The organism is Shewanella sp. W3-18-1 (assembly GCF_000015185.1).
In the GTDB taxonomy this organism is placed as follows: Bacteria; Pseudomonadota; Gammaproteobacteria; order Enterobacterales; family Shewanellaceae; genus Shewanella; species Shewanella putrefaciens.
Genome location: NC_008750.1, coordinates 2,449,599 through 2,472,119 on the forward strand (window position 1 = coordinate 2,449,599; position 22,521 = coordinate 2,472,119).

Consider the following 22,521-nt stretch of genomic DNA (forward strand, 5'->3'; position numbering starts at 1 on the left):
CACTTAAGCGTTTAGTGCCTTATCAATTAATGCTTGTGCGTCTTTGATAATCTCAGCCAAATGCTGCTCACTGATAAAACTTTCGCCATAGATCTTAAATAAGGCTTCAGTGCCCGATGGACGCGCCGCAAACCAGCCATTCGCTGTGGTGACTTTGATGCCACCAATGGCGGCATTATTGCCCGGTGCATGGGTTAACACGCTTTCGATTGTCTCACCCGCAAGCACTGTGGCATTTAAGGTCTCAGCATTGAGCAAAGCAAACTTGGCTTTGTTTCCAAGACTGATTGGGCTATCGATACGCTTATAGAAACTTTGACCAAATTGTTTTACTAACTCTTGGTGACGCTGACCAGGGGTTTTACCTGTCACCGCAAGGATCTCTGCTGCAAGTAACCCTAGAATAAAACCGTCTTTATCCGTGCACCAAGTAGTGCCATCTCGGCGTAAGAAGGCGGCGCCAGCACTCTCCTCTCCGCCAAAGGCAATAGTCGCCTCAGCTAAACCATCGACAAACCATTTAAAGCCGACAGGCACTTCGAGTAATTTTTTGCCGTGGAAGGCGCAAATTTTGTCGATAAGCGCACTCGATACTAAGGTTTTACCTATGGCTAAGCTATCGCTCCAATCTGGTCTGTGTGTCAGCAGGTAATCAATCGCCACAGCTAAATAATGGTTAGGATCCATTAAGCCCGTACCCGGGCAGACTATGCCATGACGATCATAATCGGGATCATTCCCAAGGCATAAATCAAAAGATTCTTTATGGGCGAGTAAACCAGCCATCGCATAGGGAGACGAGCAATCCATACGAATTTTGCCGTCTTTATCCAGTGGCATAAAGCTAAAACTCGGGTCGACTTTATCATTCACTAAGGTGATATCAATGCCGTAATGCTTAGCAATCGGTGCCCAATAATGGATACCCGAGCCACCTAATGGATCGACACCTAACTTAAGCTTCGCTTTCGCGATAGCTTGCATATCAATTACATTTTCTAGATCGGCCACATAGGGAGTGATTAAATCGATGGCATGCACATAGCCCGAAGTCAGCGCATCGACATAGGCGAGTTTATTCACGCCCTTAAGCTCCGTGCGAAGATAATCATTGGCTCGCGATTCAATCCAAGCCGTGATATTACCTTCGGCCGGTCCGCCATGGGGGGGATTGTATTTGATTCCACCATCCTGAGGCGGATTATGTGAGGGCGTGATAATAAGACCATCGCTAAGTGCCGCGCCGTTAAGATTAGCTTCACGATTGGCACAAATGACCGCATGGGAAACCACAGGCGTTGGCGTAAAGCCATCGTTTTGCTGGATGTGCACAGTGACTTTATTCGCGGCCAGCACTTCAATTGCCGATAAGTAGGCAGCAAAGGATAACGCATGGGTATCAATCCCAAGGATAAGCGGCCCATTGATATCCACCGACTGACGATAATCGACTACGGCTTGGGCAATTGCCCAAATATGCTGTTGATTAAAGCTGCAGTTAAAAGCGCAGCCTCTGTGGCCTGATGTACCAAAAGTCACTCGCTGCTGCACATCATCCATATTGGGGGTTATGCTGTAATAATGGCTCATCAGTTTTGGAATATTCACCAGATCCATCTGACTTGCTATTTGTCCTGCCCGTTGATGTATTGCCACCTGATCCACTCCTACTGGAAAATAGCTTAAATTACTTGTAAAGGTTTTAAACACGCTGGGAAATAGCGTAGGCAACTTCAGCATCACAACCAAACTGTACCAATACCTCGACCAAAATCGCCTGTTTTTTGGCAGTATTATTATTTGTCGTCACCCAAAAACCGCTGCTGCCAATTTCCTTCGGATTGGCCGAAGGACTTGCTTTCAATAATTCTTCACGTGAGCGTGCAAAATAAAGTCGATCGCGCCCTTGGATCTGTAAAATTTGTGAAAATTGCGATTGGCTTTGCTGATATAAACTTTCAAGCAAAAATAAGAAACGGCCAACAGCCCCTTTTTGCTGGGCTAACTTATGCTCATCCACTAATTGTTTAAAATCGCTGACAGGAACTGACGCCTCTATGACTGGTACTGACGTAACCAACGGTTTCTGTTCAACGGCTTCTAAACTGGGTTGGCTAATTGCCTGTGGCTCAACTTGTTCAATCGTATTCACGGATAGGCCGAGTAATCGACGCAGAATGTCAGAGGCGCTCTCACCAATACGTTCTGTTTTGCTGGCAATATGACGATAGAGCTCTTCATCCACTTCGATATATTTCATAACCTTTTTATCCTTTGTCATTCGTTAGGCCTAACCGAAAAATGTACCACAGGCGATCCACAAATAGGATCCTTGGGATCGCACCCAGTGTATCCATGTCTATCAATCTGATAAAGCATCATTAATCTAAAATTGTGCAAAATTGCACATCAAATTATCAGAATCGCGGCAATCGCTGAAAAAGCAACCAAGTTAGTTCGGCTTAACCACAAGACTTGTCAACCTCATCATATTAGGGGCACAATTCGCGTCTCGAAAGCAAACCTCCCATAGGAAAACCCATGAATTATGTTTCCTCAGGTCAAGGACATGCGGTGCTAATAATCCATGGCCTGTTTGGTAATTTAGATAATCTCAAAGGCTTAGGCCAAGTGTTAGAAAGCCAGCACCAAGTGATCCGCGTTGATGTGCCCAACCATGGGTTAAGTGAGCATTGGGATCATATGGATTATCCTCGCCTTGCCCATGCCATGATAGATTTGCTCGATAACCTTGACATCGCTCACGCGCACATCATCGGCCACTCTATGGGCGGTAAAATCGCCATGGCCACGGCATTAGCCTTTCCAGAGCGCATTATCAGCATGGTCGCTGCCGATATTGCACCTGTCGCATATGAGCCTAGACACGATATTGTATTTGCTGCATTAGAAAGCCTGCCCTTAGAAGGCCATACCGACAGACGCTTTGCCCTAAACCACTTAATCAACCATGGTATTGATGAAGCCACTGCCCAATTTTTGCTGAAAAACTTGCAACGTACCGATACTGGATTTCGTTGGAAAATGAACTTAAGTGGTTTAAAAACCTGTTATCCAAACATTATTGGCTGGCATAATCAGCCACCGAACCCCGTGCTGAGCTATTCTGGCCCAAGTCTATTTATTCGTGGCGGTGATTCAAATTATGTCAATAGCGAACATAGGGACGCGATTATGGCGCAATTCCCTAGTGCACAAGCAAAAACACTTGAAGGTTGTGGACATTGGTTGCATGCCCAAAAACCTGCGATTTTTAATCGAATTGTGTCTGAATTTATTGACAAACAGGCAATGTAAATGACAAGGATTCTCAACTCAAATCATATAGCAGCCTTCACGTTGATGTGATATATTCGCGCCTCTTTTGGCCTTAGAACACTCTAGAGGACTAAGAAAGTATGTTATCTCAGTACATGGAACAAATTGAAACGATTGGCCTAAACCTGTTTTTTGCAGCGATATTTTTCTTTATCGGCATGGCTATCCATGATGTCCTCAAGCAAGGTAATGTGCCAAAATTTGGTCGATTTATTGTTTGGTTAGTGTTATTTCTCGGCTGCGCCGGGTTTATTGCAAAAGGTATTATCCAGATTACTTGGGAAGGCTCAGGGATCGGTTAAACAACAAGAACATGGCAAAAGAAGCAACTGATAGAACTACCATTGACCTTTTTGCCAATGAAAAGCGTCGGGGCCGCCCACGAAGCAATCCTCTGTCCCGTAGCCAGCAGTTAAAGGTCAATAAACGCAATCAGATCCAGCGGGATAAAGCCAAAGGATTAAAGCGAATAGAGTTAAAGGTGTCACAAGATTTGTATGACGCCTTGAATGAGCAGGCATTGGCCAGTAACATCAGCCGTAGCCAGTTAATCGAATTAATTCTTCAGCGACAAATTGAGTGCTGAATAATAGATAGCCGCAAGATTAACGTATAAGTGAACTAGACATTAAAGGATAGACAATGGCAACTGTAGGTCTTTTTTTCGGTAGCGACACAGGCAACACCGAAGCCGTCGCCAAAATGATCCAGAAAAAACTGGGTAAAAAAATGGTTGAGGTGAAAGATATCGCCAAGAGTACCAAAGAACAGATCGCAGAATATGACCTGCTGCTGTTCGGCATCCCAACCTGGTATTATGGCGAAGCACAATGTGATTGGGATGATTTCTTTCCTGAGCTTGAGCAAATTGATTTTACCGATAAACTGGTTGCGATTTTTGGTTGTGGTGACCAAGAAGACTATGCCGAGTATTTCCTTGATGCCATGGGCATGGTAGGCGATATTGTTCAAGCTCGCGGGGGGATTATCATTGGTCACTGGCCTACTGCAGGTTACAACTTTGAAGCATCCAAAGGTCAAGTTGATGATGACCATTTTATCGGTTTAGGCATTGACGAAGATCGTCAACCAGAGCTGACCGAAGAACGTGTTGACGCTTGGGTTAAACAAATTTACGAAGAAATGTGTTTAGCTGAATTAGAAGATTAATTCTGTTGATCATTTAAAGGAAGCGGCTTAAACGCCGCTTTTTTTATGCATCGATTTGCATGCATAAAAATTAGATTGTTTCATCGCGGGATAACGAAAAACCACACTCATGATCAAAACGCCCTGCTCCAATCATTGGGATATCTTTTGCACTGTTGTCGATAACTACGGTGATATCGGCGTCACTTGGCGTTTAGCCAAACAATTGGTGAATGAATATCAGCTCCCCGTCAATTTATGGGTTGACGATCTTGCAAGCTTCTCCCATATCTTACCGACACTCGATCCACGAAAGGCGATTCAAACTTTCAATGACGTGAATATTATTCATTGGATAGAGCCTTTGCCTATAGCGTTTGTCGCAGGAAGTGTGCTCATAGAAGCCTTTGCCTGTGAATTACCAGAACAGGTAAAAGAACAGTTGGTTTATTTACATCAACATGCTCCCAAATCTGTACCTGTCTGGCTGAATTTAGAGTACCTAAGCGCTGAGGATTGGGTTGAAGGCTGCCATGGTTTGCCTTCATTACAAGCCAATGGTTTGAAGAAGTATTTCTACTTTCCTGGTTTTAGCGCCAAAACGGGTGGACTTATCTGCGAACAAGATTTATTTGCAAAGCGTGATGTATGGCAAGCTAACACTGCCAATAAATTGCAGCTCTTTACTGATTTAGGTCTTAAGGGCATTCAGGAACAAGACACAGTGATTAGCGTTTTTAGCTATGAGACCGAGGCGCTACCCGCATTATGTGAGTTATGGCAGCAATCGACAGTAAAAATCCATGCACTGATCCCAAAGGGGCGTAGCTTAAACAGTCTGACTCATTTACTGCCCTGTGAAATTGCCGCGCTAGTGCCGGGTCAACAGGTAAATCATGGCAATTTGACCCTGCATATTTTACCTATGACAGATCAACATGGGTTTGATCGCCTGCTCTGGAGCTGTGATGTTAATATCGTACGCGGTGAAGATAGTTTTCTTCGGGCACAATGGGCTGCTAAACCTTTTATTTGGCACATTTATCCACAAGAAGATGACTATCACCTCATAAAATTAGGAGCTTTTATCCAACTTTACTGCGATAATCTGCTCCCTGAAATTGCACAAACTTGGACTAACTTGAATTTAGCATTCAACCAAGGATTGCAATCTGCCGTGGTAAATCATTGGCAAAACCTTAATCCAGTCAGTTTGCCCTTGTTGCAACATGCTAAACAATGGCCAATTGACGCAATAAATGCTGCAGATCTCGCAACTCGGCTAGTCCAATTCGTTAAAAAAAGCTAAGATGCTGCGCGAAAATAGAAAATCTACATATAGGAAATAGTGTAATGAAAACTGCTCATGAAATCCGTCCTGGTAACGTGATCATGTTAGATGGCAGCCCATGGGTTGTACAGAAAACTGAAACAACTCGTTCTGGCCGTAACGCTGCTATCGTTAAGTTAAAGTTAAAGAACTTACTGCTTAACTCTGGTACAGAAACCACTTTCAAAGGTGAAGATAAGTTAGAAGACATCGTATTAGATCGTCTGGATTGTACTTATTCTTACTTTGCTGATCCTATGTATGTATTTATGGATGCAGAATACAACCAATACGACGTAGAAGCTGAAAACTTAGGTGATGCAGCAGCTTATATCGTTGACGGTATGGAAGAAACTTGCCAAGTGACTTTCTATGATGGCAAAGCTATCTCTGTTGAAATGCCAACCACTATCGTACGTGAAGTGATCTACACTGAGCCTTCAGCTCGTGGCGATACTTCAGGTAAAGTGATGAAGCCAGCGACTATCACTGGCGGCGGCACAGTGAGTGTTGCTGACTTCGTGAAAGTAGGCGATAAAATTGAAATCGACACTCGTACTGGTGAATTCAAGAAGCGCGTTTAATCGCCCTTCCCGTTTACCAGACGTTAACAGCCAGTGCTTGCACTGGCTTTTTTTATACATTGGTTTTATCTTATTAGCGGCTTAATCGATCAAACTCGAACGCTGAATATTGCAGCCAAAGCATGCGTATTTGATGAGTTCCTAGCCTAGCAAAAGATAATATTCACAGCCTTATATATACTTGGCAAAATATTCACCTATGGCTTCACGGCTGTATTTATCCTCGCCTCGCCAATACTCAGCAAAAACCCAGTCATTTTTGCCCCTTCTGGGTCTATCATAGTGACTTGGCTTTAATACCCCCATACTGGCTAAAATTTCAATTAACATCTGTCTTTCTGTTTTGCTGGATTTAATAACCGTCGCTAAGCGTTTTTCAAGCGTACTTGGATAATCTTCTGGCGCTGAATTTTCAATTGTCTTCAAGATTTCCTTAAAGCAGAAAATATCATCAGAAGTGGGTTCAGGAATATCCGTATTGTTGAATTGCTCTAAGTCAAAGAGCATATAAAGGATATTACCATGACGCACACCACCCCATTTTATTCGTTCAAAATTAAGCACATTAAGATCAGTGTTAACATAAGCTTCTGCACCCCCAACCCCGTATTGAACATCCCTACAAATACTACAAGTGTAAGAATGGGATGTTGCTATCCCCTCTTTATAGGAAGTTCCAGAGATAACTGGTGTATATTGATGTGCGGGTATATGTTTAGCCATTGAGTATGAAGACAACGAAGATCTCAAATCCAATCGGCGAGAAGTCAAGCTACTTAAAAAACCTTTTGCTATTTGCGCTTTACTTATATTTGCAACCAAATCAACAATCGATGCAATGCATTCATCATGGGAAATTGAAATCGGCTCAAACATGAGTCCCTTTGACTTTGCATATTCGAAATCATCAGCATTTAAAACTCTGTCTTTTGAATCTATCCAGCCGTTTTTCCAGTAAGTGGAAAACAGTATTTTTTTCGCTTTCTTATCCATTCTCGATCCTATTACTCCCTTAATAAATAATACATTTGCTCATTGTTGTAGATCAGCACTCACATCTCTCACTCGCAGAGAGCAAAAATACAAACTAGGGTAAATGTTTGGGCAATATACTATATTTCTAGTTAGGCGTACGCATCAGAGTTAGCAAAATATAAAAAACCAGCCGTAGCTGGTTTTTATATTCAAAGAATCCACAAAATGTGTTTTAGGCTATCAATATAAAGCCCACAAAAGCAAGCACCGCTGCGATAAGCGCATAAGGTAACTGAGTCACAGCATGACTGACTAAGTTGCAACCAGACCCCTGTGCCGCTAACACAGTTGAATCCGAGTAAAAACACGCTTGACTACCAAATGAAGATGCAGATAAAAGTGCACCAATTACTAAGGGGATATCAGCTCCAACAGATTGAGCCAATGGCATAACAATTGGAATTGTCACTGCAAAAATTCCCCAGCTTGACCCTGTTGCAAATGCAAGTACAGACATAGAGAGGAATACCACCGCAGGTAACAGCGAAGGTGTCATAAAAGGACTTAATGCGGTAATCACATACTGTGGTAATAATAACTGATCACACACATCCTTAAACACAAATGCAGCAATTACAGTACCTATCGCTGGCAACATGCCCTTAAAACCATCAATCATTTGATCCATCATTTCTGACAATGGCATTAAACGCTGCACCGCATAATAAGGAAGTGTAAACACTAAAGTGGCCAGCAATCCCTTCCAGACGTCGATGTCAAAGTACACGGTAAAAGCAACTAATAACCCAATAGGCACTAAAAAATTATGTAGCTTGCCATGATTGTCTGCATGCTTAAATTCTTCTTCGATCGCTTTAACCGCATATTCATCTGAGGTCTGCACCTGTTCAAAATCGACTTGTTCTTGAGCGGGTTCGCCTTGTGCTGCACGTAACTGCGCCTTTTTCATTGGACCAATTGCTGGAACAATACCTAATACAACAAGTAGTACCATAGCAACAGCTAACCAAGCATAGAGCATGTAAGGAATGGCTTGCATATAGACAGCAATCCCCTGACCTTGTGCTGCCACCCCATTATCAACCAGTAAACCACCGAAGAATACGGCCCAAGTCGATAAAGGCACTAACACGCACACAGGTGCCGCTGTAGAGTCCACAACATAAGCTAACATTTCTCGGGATACTTTAAACTTATCGGTCACGCGCTTCATGGTTTCACCCACGGTCAACGCATTAAGATAATCATCGATAAAAATAACGATACCGAGAATAAACGTCATAAAAAGCGATGATTTAGGGCCTTTGGCAAATTTCAATGCATTATGACCAAATGCTAAAGCACCACCAGTGCGCACTAAGAGTGCAATTAAAGCACCAAAACAACCACATACTAAAATTAACCAACCAATGGTTTCATCACCCATAACCTTAAGGGATGCACTGGCAAAATTATTTAACACTTCACTTGGGTCGAGTAGCAGCAAACCACTTACTGCACCGATGATCAGGGACAAAATGGGACGGCGTAACCAGATGGCTAACACCAATACCACCAAAGGTGGAATAAGACTTAACGCTGTCGGTTCAGACATGCACTTAGGTCCTCTAATTTAAGTCGCCTAAAAGGCAAAAGGTTTTAGAACAGCGCCTGAAATCACCTCGATACAGAGCGCCAAAACTGCTGCTTCATAATGACTAACCTTATAGAAAAACTCGCTAAAAGCGTGCAATCTAAAGTGCCTTGCCAAAAACATCGCGCAGAAAATAAAGCGCATCGAATAATGAGTCAACAATAAATTTAACGAGATAGAAAATAATTTTAACGACCGCGAGCAATATCAACATAATATATTGACTTTAAACAACTTTAACTCTCTAGCAACTTAGGCATATATGATTCTCTTAGCTTAATAAGCATTCAATAAATATGCCTATTTACCACAATAGTAATATGCAGCTTGTATAAGATCATTTTATCAAAAATCTGTGATTAAAAATCAATCATTAAGCTTGGGCTAATATGCACTTTTCCCCAGCAAGGATTTGGAACGGATCAGGCAACAAATAGCAAGCGATGATTGCATCACCAATGACACTCATTTTTGTAGAACACTTTATTAGTTTCGCGACGTTCATTACCAGAACGCGTAAAACGAGTTTTAATAGACACAGGCTTTAGCTAAATAATCCTATATTCACAAAAAATTCAGAATATAAAACTTGATGCAATTTCATTAATTGACTGTTAAAGCATATTTAACTGATATATTTTTTAAAAAAATGTGCTCATCAAAGCCTTTCCCCCTTCCTTAACCCACTAAATTTCGTTATGGTGCGCTAACTTAAGCCAAAATTTTATGCATGTTCCGAGGTGTAAATGCGCCCTATCATCAAATCCAACAAACTGGATAGCGTTTGCTATGACATCCGCGGCCCAGTGCACAAGGAAGCCAGACGTTTAGAAGACGAGGGGCATCGAATCCTCAAACTCAACATTGGTAATCCAGCCCCCTTCGGTTTTGAAGCGCCAGAGGAAATTGTGCGCGATGTGATCCTTAATTTACCCAGTGCCCAAGGCTACTGTGAGTCAAAAGGATTATTCTCTGCCCGCAAGGCTATCGTGCAGTATTATCAATCCCTAGGGATTTTTGGTGTTGATATCGAAGATATCTATATCGGTAATGGCGTTTCAGAACTCATTATGATGGCGATGCAAGGTTTGCTGAATACCGACGATGAGATCTTAATCCCCTCACCAGACTATCCTCTGTGGACTGCGGCAGCCAACCTCGCGGGCGGCAAAGCGGTACATTATCGCTGCGATGAAGAAGCAGACTGGTTCCCCGATCTCAACGACATTAAAAGCAAAATCTCATCACGTACCCGCGGCATAGTGCTGATTAACCCAAACAACCCAACGGGTGCGGTATACAGCAGAGAATTACTGCTGCAAGTGGTTGAACTGTGCCGTCAACATGATCTGATCCTATTTGCCGATGAAATTTACGACAAAATTTTATACGATGAAGCCAAACATATTCCTGCTGCAGGTTTATCAGACGATATTTTAACTGTTACGTTTAACGGTCTCTCTAAAGCTTATCGTGCAGCAGGATTTCGTGTCGGTTGGATGATGTTGTCTGGCAATCTTAAGGCCGCTAAAAGTTACATCGAAGGCTTAGAAATGCTGTCCTCGATGCGCCTTTGTGCAAACGTGCCCAATCAACATGCGATTCAAACCGCGCTTGGCGGTTACCAAAGCATTAACGAGCTTATTTTGCCTAATGGCCGCCTTACGGTTCAACGGGATGCTTGTTATGAATTGCTTAACCAAATCCCCGGCGTGAGCGTGAAAAAACCAAAGGGTGCACTCTATGCCTTCCCCAAATTGGATATGAAAAAATTCAATCTGCGAGATGATGAGCGTTTAGTGCTGGATTTACTCAGGGAAAAGAAAATTCTGTTAGTCCATGGTAGCGCCTTTAACTGGCCAGAGCCCGATCATTTACGAGTGGTTTTCTTACCCTATAAAGAAGATCTCAACAAAGCGCTGACCGAGTTTGGTGACTTCCTCGAAAACTATCGACAGTAGAATATCCCTTTAACGGTTTGAGTCATAAAGCGATCCAAGTGGTCGCTTTATTTTTAGCGATTTCGACAAATCCTCCACGCCCATGCTCACGTGTCATCCAAGGCTGTGATAATCTAAGACTTCATTAGCGTCAATACTGCCTATTATCTCAATATCTTCAATCGCAGTTTGCCGCCTTCCGATTTCACTCATTTGCAGGAAAACTATGAGTCACTTATTTGCCCGCTTTTATAACACGAATGAAGCTTATCTAACGCTGGCCTTCGAATAAATAGGAAAACTATGAGTCACTTATTTGCCCATTTAGCTCGCATGAAGCTTATCCAACGCTGGCCCTTGATGTACAACGTACGCACTGAAAATGTTCAAGAACACTCGTTGCAGGTGGCCATGGTGGCCCATGCGTTGGTGATAATCAGTAATAAGAAATTCGGCACGACGCTCTGCCCCCATCAAGCCACCAGTTTGGCGATTTTCCACGATGCCAGTGAAATTCTCACGGGTGACTTACCGACGCCAGTGAAATACTTCAATAAAGAAATTGAAGCCGAGTATAAAAAGATTGAGGCGATTGCCGAGCAGCGCATGTTAGATATGGTACCGGAGGAATTTAAAGAAGATTATCGCAGTCTGTTCATCAGCGATTACGCCGATCCCGTTTACAAGACCATAGTGAAATCCGCCGATACGCTGTGCGCCTATCTTAAATGCCTTGAAGAAAACCGCGCTGGCAACAGTGAATTCAATACTGCCCGCAAACGACTTGAAGACATGCTGGCGACGAATCCCGATCCCGCTGTACAGTATTTTATGAACTGCTTTGTACCCAGCTTCACTTTGAATTTAGACGAAATTAACAAGATGCTTTGATTTTCCACTCTCGCTAGGAATGCATATGACTTCAAGTGTTTGGCAAGAACGCCGCCATGGTGAAGATAAACAAAGGCGCTTTGATCACCGCAGCCCCTACCAAAGAGACAGGGCTCGTATTCTCCACTCGGCCGCCTTTCGCCGCCTACAGGCCAAGACACAAGTGCTCGGCGTTGGCATGAATGACTTCTATCGAACCCGATTAACCCACTCACTCGAAGTCTCGCAAATTGGTACCGGCATAGCTGCTCAGCTCAGGCGCAAATATCCACAACATAAACAACTGCTTTGCTCTATGAGCTTATTAGAGTCCTTATGTTTAGCCCACGATATTGGTCACCCTCCCTTCGGCCACGGTGGCGAAGTGGCATTAAATTACATGATGCGCGACCACGGCGGCTTTGAAGGCAATGGCCAAACTTTTCGAATTTTATCGAAACTTGAACCCTATACCTTAGATTTTGGCATGAACCTATGCCGCCGAACTATGCTCGGCATTTTGAAATACCCTGCGCCGTACTCGAAGCTATTTGTCGCGGGTGAACATAATGAAATCACCAACCATAGACAACTCAAGCCGTCACAATGGCCGCCGGTTAAGGGCATTTTCGATGATGATAACGACATTTTCGCTTGGGTGCTTGAGCCTTTATCTGAAGCAGACCGCAGTCGTTTTACATCGACGCAGGAAGGATCACACCCCGCCCTGCACCACTATCCGCATCTGCGCACTCAGTTTAAATCCTTCGATTGCTCGATTATGGAACTGGCAGATGATATCGCCTATGCGGTGCACGATCTCGAAGATGCGATTGTGATGGGCATAGTCACAGCGTCCCAGTGGCATCAAGATGTGGCGCCGACACTGACCAACAGCAGTGATGCGTGGATAAAACAAGAGCTGGCAGATATTGGCAATAAGCTATTTTCCCATGAGCATCACCTGCGTAAAGATGCCATAGGCACACTCGTTAATGGTTTTGTCACCGCCATTGTGATCTCAGAAGATGACGTGTTCGAAGAGCCATTATTACGCTTTAATGCGACCTTAGAGCCCGAATTTGCTATTGCGCTCAATGTGCTTAAGCAACTGGTTTATAAATACGTTATTCGTAAACCTGAGATCCAAATGCTCGAATATAAGGGCCAGCAAATTGTGATGGGATTATTCGAAGCCTTCGCTTCCGATCCTGAGCGTTTACTGCCGCTGAACACCCAAGTGCGTTGGCGAGAAAGTGAGCAACAAGGCTTGAACACTCACAGAATATTAGCGGATTATATTTCAGGGATGACAGATGAGTTTGCAGGGCGACTGTATCAACAGCTATTTAGCCCAAAAGCCGGCTCGAATGTGGAACTGAGCAAGGAAATGTAGACAAGTGCTCATTTCACAACTCGACTTTCTATAAGGCAAGACTGTTTGTAAATGCTCGTGTTACTGTAAAAAAAAACAGACTTTCTACAGAGTCTGCTATCGCAGCCGTTCTTTATCAAAATGCGAAAGATAAAAGACAAAAAACCACCTCGCGGTGGTTTTTTATTTTGTCACTATTTCAAGCTCGATTTATAAAGCGCCGATGGCATCTTTACAAAGTTGAGTGATACGAGCCCAATCACCCTGTTCCATTGCATCCGTTGGCGCAATCCAGCTACCACCAATACAATCGACGTTTTTCAGCGCTAAATAATCTTTATAGCTGCTTGGCGTAATGCCACCTGTTGGGCAAAAGCGAATATCCGCTAATGGGCCCGAAAAGGCTTTCAGTGCATCCACACCACCCGAGGCTTCGGCTGGGAAGAATTTAAAATGGGTATAACCAAGTGCCATTCCAGCCATCACCTCAGAAATACTGGCAACACCAGGGATCAAAGGAATGGGTCCCTGCATACCCGCTTTGAGCAGTTCAACCGTAGCACCCGGTGTAATAATAAACTGCGCGCCAGCGGCAATGGCCTGTTCGAGTTGAGTCTCATTTAAAATGGTTCCTGCACCGACTAAAGCTTCAGGCACTTCTTTGGCAATTTTAGTGATAGCTTCGAGCGCACAAGGCGTACGCAAAGTCACTTCTAATACACTAATACCACCGGCAACCAGTGCTTTAGCGAGTGGCACTGCATGTTCAATCTTGTTAATCACCATCACAGGAACAATAGGGCTGCGTTTAAAAATATCTTGTGGCTGTAGTGACCAGTTATTCTCAAGCATTGCGTTATTCTTCCTTTGTTTAATAAAGTTCATCGATGGCATTAGTACAACGCGCACCTGTTTCTGGACTGCTGAGATTTGAGCGTAGCGCACTGAATAACTCGCGACCCATACCATAACGTGAACGATGTAAATCCACTATTCCCGCGGCTCTGGTGGCAAGTTCAGTCTCTGACACCAGCAGGCTCAGTTCGCCTGTTAACGCATCGACACGGATCAAGTCGCCATCTTGGACTTTGGCAATTAAGCCGCCATCTAAGGCTTCTGGCGTTAAATGAATGGCCGCAGGGACTTTACCCGACGCACCAGACATACGACCGTCAGTCAACAGTGCGACTTTAAAGCCTTTGTCCTGAAGCGTTCCCAATAATGGGGTTAACTTGTGCAGTTCTGGCATACCGTTGGCTTTCGGGCCTTGACCTTTAACCACCACAACACAATCTCTATCCAAAGCGCCCGCTTTGAACAAAGCATCGAGTTTGTTTTGATCGTCAATCACCACCGCGGGCGCTTCAACGACACGATGTTGTTCTTGTACCGCTGACACTTTGATCACAGCGCGACCTAAGTTACCTTTGAGTAATTTCAAGCCACCGTTGCCTTGGAAAGGTGATGCGACTGACGTTAACACTTCAGTATCTAAGCTAGTCGTTGGACCATCGACCCAGCATAGTTCACCGTCGAGCAACCTTGGCTCTTGGGTATAACGGCGTAAACCAAAGCCCGCAACGGTATTCACATCTTCATGCAATAGACCCGCATCGAGCAATTCTTTGATTAAGTACGCCATGCCACCGGCTGCGTGGAAATGATTGATATCAGCATGACCATTTGGATACACGCGTGCCACTAATGGCACGGCATCGGATAATTCAGAAAAATCATCCCAGTTCACGATAATACCGGCAGCGCGTGCCGCAGCGACAATATGCATCGTCAAGTTAGTTGAACCGCCTGTCGCTAATAGCGCGACTATGCCGTTAACCACAGACTTTTCGCTAACCACTTCGCCAATTGGGGTATATTGGGTGCCCATTTCGGTTAAACGACACATTTGCTTAGCCGCCATCTTATTTAACGCTTCGCGCAGTGGATCATCAGGATTAACAAATGACGAGCCAGGTAACTGCAGCCCCATCACTTCAAGCATCAGCTGATTCGAGTTTGCAGTACCGTAGAAAGTACAGGTTCCTGCACTGTGGTAAGACTGGGCTTCGGCTTCTAACAGTTGTGCGCGATCCACTTTACCTTGAGCAAATTGCTGACGAATACGGGCTTTTTCTTTGTTCGGGATACCTGATTTCATCGGCCCTGCGGGCACGAATAACATAGGTAAGTGACCAAAGCTGAGCGCACCGATAAGCAAGCCTGGAACGATTTTATCGCAAATACCGAGCAGTAAAGCACCATCAAACATGTTGTGAGACAAGCCCACAGCCGTTGCCATCGCTATCACTTCGCGGCTAAGCAGGCTCAACTCCATACCGGGTTGACCCTGAGTCACACCATCACACATGGCCGGCACACCGCCCGCCACTTGTGCAACACTGCCGACTTCCTGACAGGCTTTTTTAAGCAATTCAGGATAGCTTTCATAGGGTTGGTGGGCAGATAACATATCGTTAAATGCCGTCACTATGCCGATGTTCGCCTTATTCAATTGACGCAATGCATTTTTGTCATCTGGTTTGCAGGCAGCAAAACCATGGGCTAAGTTGCCACAGCTCAATGAGCTACGGTGTACGCCATGATGACGGGCATCATTCAATGCGGCTAAATAACCTGCACGTGACGCTTTGCTACGGGCAATAATTCTGTCGGTAACAGCTTGGACTACCGAGTGTATTTCTACTGAGTGCATAGTGACTCCTTAAGCGCTCCAGAACACATCAACGGGCGTTTTACGCTGCGCTAATACGGCTCTGATAGGCATAGCATGGACATCATCACTTTCTAACGCTTGACGATATACGGATAATTTCTGTTCCCCGACCAAGTGCAGATAAATTTGTCTGCTGTTCAGAATCGCACTCTTAGAGAGCGTCATCCTGCCGTGGGGTGCTGTGGTGGGGTTCGTCGCCACGCACAGGTCTTGGGTTGTGAGCGCATGTTCAAGTTCGGCACTACAGGGAAACCAAGAACAAGTATGGCCATCATTCCCCATGCCTAATACCACCACATCAAAAGGACGTGGGAAATTAGACAAAGACTCACCCGCCATATCTGCGCCCGCTTCTGCGGTCGAAAACATATTTTTTAAACCGCGGAATTTAGCATTAGCTGCACGATGTTGTAACAAATGTTCACGCACAAGACGCTCATTTGATGCATGATCTTCCACATCAACCCAGCGCTCATCGGCAAGCGTGATATAAACATCACTCCAATCGATGGATTTCATACTCAATAGTTGAAATAACTTAAGCGGCGTTGAACCACCGGAAACCACTAAGCTCGCTTTTCCGCGGGCATCGACGGCTTCCTGTAGCTGACTTGCAATTTTGTTTGCAAGCTGTTGCTCTAACGCACTTGGTGTGTCGAATGATTTGAATACGGTTTCTTTAATCATCAACGTCTCCTACTCATCCCACGAACGGCCATCTTTGGTGATCAAAGCCACTGACGCAACAGGACCCCAAGTACCCGCAGGATAAGGTTTGGGTTTTTCGTTGCTTTGTTCCCACGATTGGATAATGCCATCCACCCAAGTCCATGCCTGTTCGACTTCGTCACGGCGCACGAATAGGGCTTGATTACCGAGCATAGCTTCAAGTAATAGACGCTCGTAGGCATCGGCGATACGTTCATTTTTAAAGGTATCGGAGAAACTCAAATCGAGTTTAGTGGTTTGTAGACGTTGTTTTTGCTCCAAACCTGGCACTTTGTTCATCATCTGGATTTCAACCCCTTCGTGGGGCTGCAGACGAATGGTTAACTTGTTCGGTGGCAGGTTGCGGTAGCTTGAGCGATATAAGTTATGGGGTGGGTTTTTAAAATACACCACAATTTCAGAGCTCTTAAACGGCATACGTTTGCCACTGCGTAAATAGAAAGGCACGCCCGCCCAACGCCAGTTGTCGATATCGACTCGGATCGCCACGAAGGTTTCTGTGTGTGATTGAAGGTTGGCACCTTCTTCTTCTAAATAACCCGGTACGGGGCTGCCCTTTAGGAAGCCGGCACTGTACTGACCGCGTACGGTATTTTCATACACATTGTCTGAATTAATCGGACGCAGTGATTTAAGGACTTTAACTTTTTCATCACGGATACTATCAGCGTCTAAGTTAACAGGTGGGTCCATGGCAACGAGCGTTAACACTTGCAGCAAATGGTTTTGGATCATGTCACGCATCTGACCCGCTTTGTCGAAGTAACCCCAACGGCCTTCGATGCCCACTTCTTCTGCGACAGTGATCTGGACGTGGTCAATCGTACGGTTGTCCCACTTAGAGGCAAATAAAGAGTTAGCAAAACGCAGTGCAATCAAGTTCTGTACGGTTTCTTTACCTAGGTAATGGTCGATACGGTAAACCTGACGTTCTTTGAAGTAAGCGGAAACTTGATCATTAATAACGCGGGAAGATTCTAAATCTGAGCCGATTGGCTTTTCGAGTACCACACGAGAGTCTGGGTGGATAAGATCTTGTTCATGCAGACAACGGCAAATATCGCCGAATATCGCTGGCGGTGTCGCAAAGTAACTGACCATAACTCGCTCTTCTGGTTTGAGCAAATCATGGAAGGCGCTGTATCCAGCAGAATCGGTAAAATTGGTGCCTATATAGTGGCAGCGTGACAAAAAACGTTGGAGAGTTTCTTCACAAAGGGATTCTTTGACAAAGGTGTTTAACGCAAGCGTGACTAATTCTCTAAATTCTTCCTGACTAAACTCGTCTTTCGCGACACCGATCACTTTCGTATCTTTATCGAGTAATTCAGCCTTATCTAACTGGTATAAAGAAGGTAACAACTTGCGTCGTGCCAAATCGCCTTTAGTACCAAAGAGTACGAAGTCACAAGCTTTGGCGCCTGATGTTGTTTTGCCCATTGCGTTACGCTCTCCTTTGTATGTCGTGTCTCTTCATGTCGCTGAAGAAATCCACATTTTGTTGTAATATAACAACAGAATTTATTAAATGCATCTATTTTTATCAATATTAACATTCTGGCTAACTAGGCACCTTGGGCACAAATCTGATATGCTTTTTGTGCTTAAATTACTGAAGGTAGTAAAATCTTATTTCAAAATTGTACTAAAAACTTACTACAAAGCATCGATTAGTGGAATAACAGGTTTGATCTAAGCCACTAAACAAAAATAAATAAAATTACATTCTCAATTTAGCGGACGTACGCGTATGAATACCCTAGAAAAGGTTCAAAAAAGCCTCACCCATTTCAGTAAATCAGAACGCAAAGTAGCAGAAGTGATCTTAGCATCACCACAAACAGCTATACATTCTAGCATCGCCACACTCGCTAAGATGGCAGATGTCAGTGAACCTACTGTGAATCGTTTCTGTCGCCGTTTAGATACGAAAGGCTTCCCTGATTTTAAGTTACATCTGGCTCAAAGTCTTGCGAACGGCACGCCTTATGTTAGCCGTCACGTTGAAGAAGATGACTCCACAGAGTCATATACAACAAAAATATTTGAATCTTCAATGGCTTCGCTTGATACTGCAAGGCAAAGTTTAGATGTTTCTGCGATAAACAAAGCCGTTGATATTCTGACTCAAGCTAAGACAATTTCCTTTTTTGGCCTAGGTGCATCCGCTTCAGTTGCCCATGATGCGCAAAATAAATTCTTCCGCTTTAATGTGCCTGTCATCTGTTTTGACGATGTTCTAATGCAACGCATGAGTTGTATCAACAGTAATGAAGGCGATGTAGTGGTATTGATTTCCCACACTGGCCGTACTAAGTCATTGATTGAAATAGCGCGTTTAGCAAGAGAAAACGGTGCCGCCGTTATTGGGATTACCGCGCGTAACTCGCCATTATCAATGGAATGTACCTTACCCGTAACTATGGAAGTCCCTGAAGATACCGATATGTATTTGCCCATGGCCTCGCGTTTAGCCCAATTGGTGACTATAGATGTATTGGCAACAGGTTTTACATTACGCCGTGGACCACGTTTCCGTGACAATCTAAAACGCGTTAAAGAAGTGCTAAAAGAGTCTCGTATCAATAAAGATCCGATACTGTAATTCACTTCCTATCCTAAAAATGGCTAGTGCGAATGTTCAGCCTAGCCATTTTTAGTGTAATTTTCAGCGATACCTCACAAAATTGAAACATAACTTTAGATCAATTTGTTTGTAACTTTACTACATAATTTGGAATGGCATGGTAATATAGTCTCAAGATTTTTTAACTTTAACGGAGTATCTTATGTTCCGCAGAACCAAAATCGTCACCACACTCGGCCCCGCCACTGATCGTGATGATAATCTACGCCGCATTATCGCGGCAGGTGCAAATGTTGTACGTCTTAACTTTTCCCACGGCTCCCCCGAAGATCATCTCAAACGAGCAACTCAAGCTCGTGAAATAGCAAAAGAATTAGGTGTTCACGTTGCTATTCTTGGTGACTTACAAGGGCCTAAAATCCGCGTTTCTACTTTCAAAGACAACAAGAAAGTTCAGCTCAAACTCGGTCAAGCCTATGTTTTAGATGCTGAGCTCGCTAAAGGTGAAGGTGACGAGACCCAAGTCGGTATCGATTACAAGCAATTGCCAGACGACGTGACGGTCGGCGATATCCTGATGTTAGATGATGGCCGTGTTCAATTACGTGTTGAAGGTGTTGAAGGCCGTAAGGTTCACACCACAGTGACGGTTGCGGGTCCTTTATCAAACAATAAGGGGATTAATAAGCAAGGTGGTGGTTTATCTGCCGCGGCGCTGACCGAAAAAGATAAAGCAGACATTCTGACGGCCGCAATGATCCAAGTGGATTATTTAGCCGTGTCTTTCCCACGTAGTGGTGCTGATCTCGATTACGCCCGCGATCTTGCCCGTCAAGCAGGTTGTAATGCACTGATTGTTGCTAAAGTTGAACGTGCAGAAGCCGTTGCCACTGATGAAGCGATGGATGATGTGATCTTAGCGTCTGATGTTGTTATGGTTGCCCGTGGTGACTTAGGCGTTGAAATTGGTGATGCTGCACTCGTTGCAGTGCAAAAGAAACTTATCGCCCGTTCACGTCAACTCAACAAAATCGTCATTACAGCGACACAAATGATGGAGTCGATGATTTCAAGCCCAATGCCAACCCGCGCCGAAGTAATGGACGTGGCAAACGCTGTGCTCGACGGGACTGATGCCGTAATGTTATCAGCCGAAACCGCTGCGGGAGATTTTCCTGAAGAAACCGTTAAGGCGATGGCAAATGTGTGTGTCGGTGCAGAGTCGCACCCAAGTGTTAAAGTGTCTAAGCATAGATTAGATGCACGCTTTACTTCTGTGGAAGAGACCATTGCCCTATCGACTATGTATGCGGCAAACCATTTAGAAGGTGTTAAAGCGATTATCGCCTTAACCGAATCGGGTGCAACACCTCAGATGATGTCGCGCATCAGTTCTTCACTGCCCATCCTTGGTTTATCACGCCATGCGACAACACTCGCTAAGATGGCATTATATCGCGGTGTATTACCGATTTACTTTGATTCAACTATCTATCCAGCCGATCTATTAGCACAAAAAGCCTTAGAGTCACTGACAACCGCCGGTTATTTACAAAGCGGCGATTTAGTTTTGATGACCAAGGGCGATGCAATGGAAACTATCGGTGGCACTAACACTTGTAAGGTGTTGATTGTTGCTTAAGTTTCTTATCGTCACTAAAACAGTGTTAGAAAATTAGCCAATAAAAAACCACCTAATGAAGGCTGTCTTTTATACAGAAGTCCCTCATATGATATGAGGGATTTTTTTTGAACTAAATTCTTGGCTCACGATCAGATCTTTAACGGCTTTAATTGAGGCTCCCTGAGATGATAAAAGGCAATAATGATTGGGCTGAAGAACAATTTGGTCATGCTAAACTTGGTGACCCAAGAAGAACGGCTAGGCTCGTAAAAATGGCGTCAGACTTAGCTCAGCATCCCGGTAAGTCGGTAGTAAAATCGTCACCTTCACCAGCAAGTATGGAGGGCGCTTACCGGTTTATTCGAAACGATAATGTATCAGCAGACGATATTGCTGAAGCCGGTTTTCGTGCGACAGTCAATCAAGCCCACCGTTACCCCCTCCTTCTCGCTATTGAAGATACAACCACCTTAAGCTACAAGCATCGCTCTATTCGAGCGGACTTAGGACATGTCAACCAAGGTAATCGTTATCGAGGTCTGCTTGCCCATAGTATTTTGTTGTTTGCTCCTGAAACTCTTGACGTTGTTGGATTGATTGAACAACACAGATGGACCAGAGACATCAAGACTCGAGGTATCCGCCGTGAGAATTTAAAACGACCTTACGAAGAAAAAGAAGGTTATAAATGGGAAAGTGCATCACGTAATATGGCTGCACGTCTAGGAACCGCGATGGCTAACGTGATATCGGTTTGTGATCGTGAAGCCGACATCTACGATTATCTCCTTTACAAGATAGCGAACCAACAACGTTTTGTTGTGCGGTCAATGATGAGTCGTCATATAGAAGAAGGTTCAGATAAGCTTTATCATTTTGCATCAGAGCTTAACAGTGTGAAACAACGCCAAATCCAGATAGCTCAAAGGGGCGGTCGTAAAGCTCGAGAAGTCACGCTGGATGTTAAATATGCGGCAGTAACGTTAAAAACCCCGGCTAACAAAAAAGGCTCCCCCATTTCTCTGAACTATGTGGGTTGCTCCGAAGTCGGTGATGAAGAGAAGACGCTCAATTGGCATATTCTGACCAATGAGCCAGTAAACAGTGCCGAAGATGCTTTAAAAATTATCGGTTATTACGAGAAGCGCTGGCTGATTGAGGAGTATCATAAGGTCTGGAAAAGTGAAGGGACCGGAGTTGAAGACCTTCGAGTACAGAGCAAAGATAACTTAGATAGATTAGCGACTATTTATGCCTTTTTAGCGGTAAGGATCTTCCAATTGAAATTTGCCAATGAGCAAATCAAAGACATTAGCAGTGAGAAAATCTTGTCACCAAGAGCGTGGAAGTTACTTTGGCTTAAAAGAATAAAGACGCCACCTCCAGAGGAAGTACCCACTGCAAAATGGGCATATGAGCACCTGGCAAGGCTTGGTGGTTGGAAAGACAGTAAAAGAAATGGAAGAGCATCAGTAAAGACGCTCTGGGAAGGATGGCTCAAATTGCAAGCAATCCTTGAGGGTTACGAACTTGCTCTGTCTCTTGAACAGGACTTGTGATCAAGAGACAGCCTAATGAAGGTGGTTTTTTATATCTACAATCTACTTAAGAGAACAACTCTAACAGCTTAT

At 44.2% G+C, this 22,521-nt stretch carries 20 protein-coding genes; 12 read left to right on the forward strand and 8 right to left on the reverse strand.

Annotation, left to right across the window (positions count from 1 at the left end):
* Positions 1 to 3: 3 nt before the first annotated feature.
* Together pgm and seqA are read right to left on the reverse strand one after the other, a co-directional pair.
* Positions 4 to 1,656: a phosphoglucomutase (alpha-D-glucose-1,6-bisphosphate-dependent) gene (pgm, locus tag SPUTW3181_RS11035; protein ID WP_011789424.1), complete on the reverse strand. Its 1,653-nt coding sequence runs from the start codon at positions 1,654 to 1,656 to the stop codon at positions 4 to 6.
* 46 nt (positions 1,657 to 1,702) lie between these two features.
* The gene (seqA, locus tag SPUTW3181_RS11040) at positions 1,703 to 2,260 is read right to left on the reverse strand and encodes a replication initiation negative regulator SeqA (RefSeq protein ID WP_011789425.1); all 558 of its coding nucleotides are present in this window, start codon (positions 2,258 to 2,260) and stop codon (positions 1,703 to 1,705) included.
* Positions 2,261 to 2,541: 281 nt separating this feature from the next.
* On the opposite strand from seqA, the gene SPUTW3181_RS11045 reads away from it, so the two are divergent.
* The 6 genes from SPUTW3181_RS11045 to efp all read left to right on the forward strand — a co-directional run bounded on the left by SPUTW3181_RS11045 (position 2,542) and on the right by efp (position 6,402).
* Positions 2,542 to 3,318, forward strand: coding sequence for an alpha/beta fold hydrolase (locus tag SPUTW3181_RS11045; protein WP_011789426.1), 777 nt, complete (start codon positions 2,542 to 2,544; stop codon positions 3,316 to 3,318).
* Positions 3,319 to 3,419: 101 nt separating this feature from the next.
* On the forward strand, positions 3,420 to 3,641 hold the full coding sequence (locus SPUTW3181_RS11050; protein WP_011789427.1) for a DUF2788 domain-containing protein: 222 nt from the start codon (positions 3,420 to 3,422) through the stop codon (positions 3,639 to 3,641).
* Positions 3,642 to 3,652: 11 nt separating this feature from the next.
* A complete protein-coding gene (gene ybfE / locus SPUTW3181_RS11055; protein ID WP_011789428.1) occupies positions 3,653 to 3,925 on the forward strand; it encodes a LexA regulated protein in 273 nt (90 codons plus the stop codon).
* 56 nt (positions 3,926 to 3,981) lie between these two features.
* A complete protein-coding gene (gene fldA, locus SPUTW3181_RS11060; RefSeq protein WP_011789429.1) occupies positions 3,982 to 4,509 on the forward strand; it encodes a flavodoxin FldA in 528 nt (175 codons plus the stop codon).
* A gap of 109 nt (positions 4,510 to 4,618) precedes the next feature.
* Positions 4,619 to 5,797 (forward strand): elongation factor P maturation arginine rhamnosyltransferase EarP, encoded by a 1,179-nt coding sequence (earP, locus tag SPUTW3181_RS11065; protein WP_011789430.1) that lies wholly within the window; start codon positions 4,619 to 4,621, stop codon positions 5,795 to 5,797.
* 44 nt (positions 5,798 to 5,841) lie between these two features.
* Positions 5,842 to 6,402, forward strand: a complete 561-nt coding sequence (efp, locus tag SPUTW3181_RS11070; RefSeq protein WP_011789431.1) for an elongation factor P — start codon at positions 5,842 to 5,844, stop codon at positions 6,400 to 6,402.
* A gap of 171 nt (positions 6,403 to 6,573) precedes the next feature.
* Here the strand turns inward: efp and SPUTW3181_RS11075 are convergent, their stop codons facing one another.
* Both SPUTW3181_RS11075 and SPUTW3181_RS11080 read right to left on the reverse strand, forming a co-directional pair.
* Entirely contained in the window at positions 6,574 to 7,395 is an 822-nt protein-coding gene (locus SPUTW3181_RS11075) for a hypothetical protein (RefSeq protein ID WP_011789432.1), read from the reverse strand.
* Between the two features lie 214 nt (positions 7,396 to 7,609).
* The gene (locus SPUTW3181_RS11080) at positions 7,610 to 8,992 is read right to left on the reverse strand and encodes a Na+/H+ antiporter NhaC family protein (RefSeq protein ID WP_011789433.1); all 1,383 of its coding nucleotides are present in this window, start codon (positions 8,990 to 8,992) and stop codon (positions 7,610 to 7,612) included.
* A gap of 785 nt (positions 8,993 to 9,777) precedes the next feature.
* Here SPUTW3181_RS11080 and SPUTW3181_RS11085 point away from each other — a divergent pair.
* The 3 genes from SPUTW3181_RS11085 to SPUTW3181_RS11095 all read left to right on the forward strand — a co-directional run bounded on the left by SPUTW3181_RS11085 (position 9,778) and on the right by SPUTW3181_RS11095 (position 13,237).
* On the forward strand, positions 9,778 to 10,992 hold the full coding sequence (locus SPUTW3181_RS11085; protein WP_011789434.1) for a pyridoxal phosphate-dependent aminotransferase: 1,215 nt from the start codon (positions 9,778 to 9,780) through the stop codon (positions 10,990 to 10,992).
* A gap of 282 nt (positions 10,993 to 11,274) precedes the next feature.
* On the forward strand, positions 11,275 to 11,862 hold the full coding sequence (yfbR, locus tag SPUTW3181_RS11090; RefSeq protein WP_011789435.1) for a 5'-deoxynucleotidase: 588 nt from the start codon (positions 11,275 to 11,277) through the stop codon (positions 11,860 to 11,862).
* 25 nt (positions 11,863 to 11,887) lie between these two features.
* Entirely contained in the window at positions 11,888 to 13,237 is a 1,350-nt protein-coding gene (locus SPUTW3181_RS11095; protein ID WP_011789436.1) for an anti-phage deoxyguanosine triphosphatase, read from the forward strand.
* Between the two features lie 189 nt (positions 13,238 to 13,426).
* On the opposite strand, the gene SPUTW3181_RS11100 is transcribed toward SPUTW3181_RS11095, so the two are convergent.
* Genes SPUTW3181_RS11100 through zwf form a run of 4 tightly spaced genes read right to left on the reverse strand, consistent with a single transcriptional unit; the run spans position 13,427 to position 18,119 of the window.
* Positions 13,427 to 14,068: a bifunctional 4-hydroxy-2-oxoglutarate aldolase/2-dehydro-3-deoxy-phosphogluconate aldolase gene (locus SPUTW3181_RS11100; protein ID WP_041408186.1), complete on the reverse strand. Its 642-nt coding sequence runs from the start codon at positions 14,066 to 14,068 to the stop codon at positions 13,427 to 13,429.
* Positions 14,069 to 14,087: 19 nt separating this feature from the next.
* Complete coding sequence (edd, locus tag SPUTW3181_RS11105) at positions 14,088 to 15,914, reverse strand: phosphogluconate dehydratase (protein ID WP_041408385.1); 1,827 nt, start codon at positions 15,912 to 15,914, stop codon at positions 14,088 to 14,090.
* A 24-nt stretch (positions 15,915 to 15,938) separates the two neighbouring features.
* Positions 15,939 to 16,637, reverse strand: a complete 699-nt coding sequence (gene pgl / locus SPUTW3181_RS11110) for a 6-phosphogluconolactonase (protein ID WP_011789439.1) — start codon at positions 16,635 to 16,637, stop codon at positions 15,939 to 15,941.
* Between the two features lie 9 nt (positions 16,638 to 16,646).
* Positions 16,647 to 18,119 carry a glucose-6-phosphate dehydrogenase gene (zwf, locus tag SPUTW3181_RS11115; protein WP_011789440.1) on the reverse strand — a complete coding sequence of 491 codons (1,473 nt, stop codon included), beginning with the start codon at positions 18,117 to 18,119 and terminating at the stop codon, positions 16,647 to 16,649.
* A 310-nt stretch (positions 18,120 to 18,429) separates the two neighbouring features.
* Between zwf and SPUTW3181_RS11120 the strand changes: the two genes are divergently transcribed.
* The 3 genes from SPUTW3181_RS11120 (at position 18,430) to SPUTW3181_RS11130 (ending at position 22,449) form a co-directional block, all read left to right on the forward strand.
* Complete coding sequence (locus SPUTW3181_RS11120) at positions 18,430 to 19,284, forward strand: MurR/RpiR family transcriptional regulator (protein WP_011789441.1); 855 nt, start codon at positions 18,430 to 18,432, stop codon at positions 19,282 to 19,284.
* A gap of 184 nt (positions 19,285 to 19,468) precedes the next feature.
* Positions 19,469 to 20,908, forward strand: a complete 1,440-nt coding sequence (gene pyk / locus SPUTW3181_RS11125; RefSeq protein ID WP_011789442.1) for a pyruvate kinase — start codon at positions 19,469 to 19,471, stop codon at positions 20,906 to 20,908.
* Positions 20,909 to 21,075: 167 nt separating this feature from the next.
* Complete coding sequence (locus tag SPUTW3181_RS11130; protein ID WP_011789101.1) at positions 21,076 to 22,449, forward strand: IS4-like element ISSpu9 family transposase; 1,374 nt, start codon at positions 21,076 to 21,078, stop codon at positions 22,447 to 22,449.
* Positions 22,450 to 22,521 lie beyond the last annotated feature (72 nt).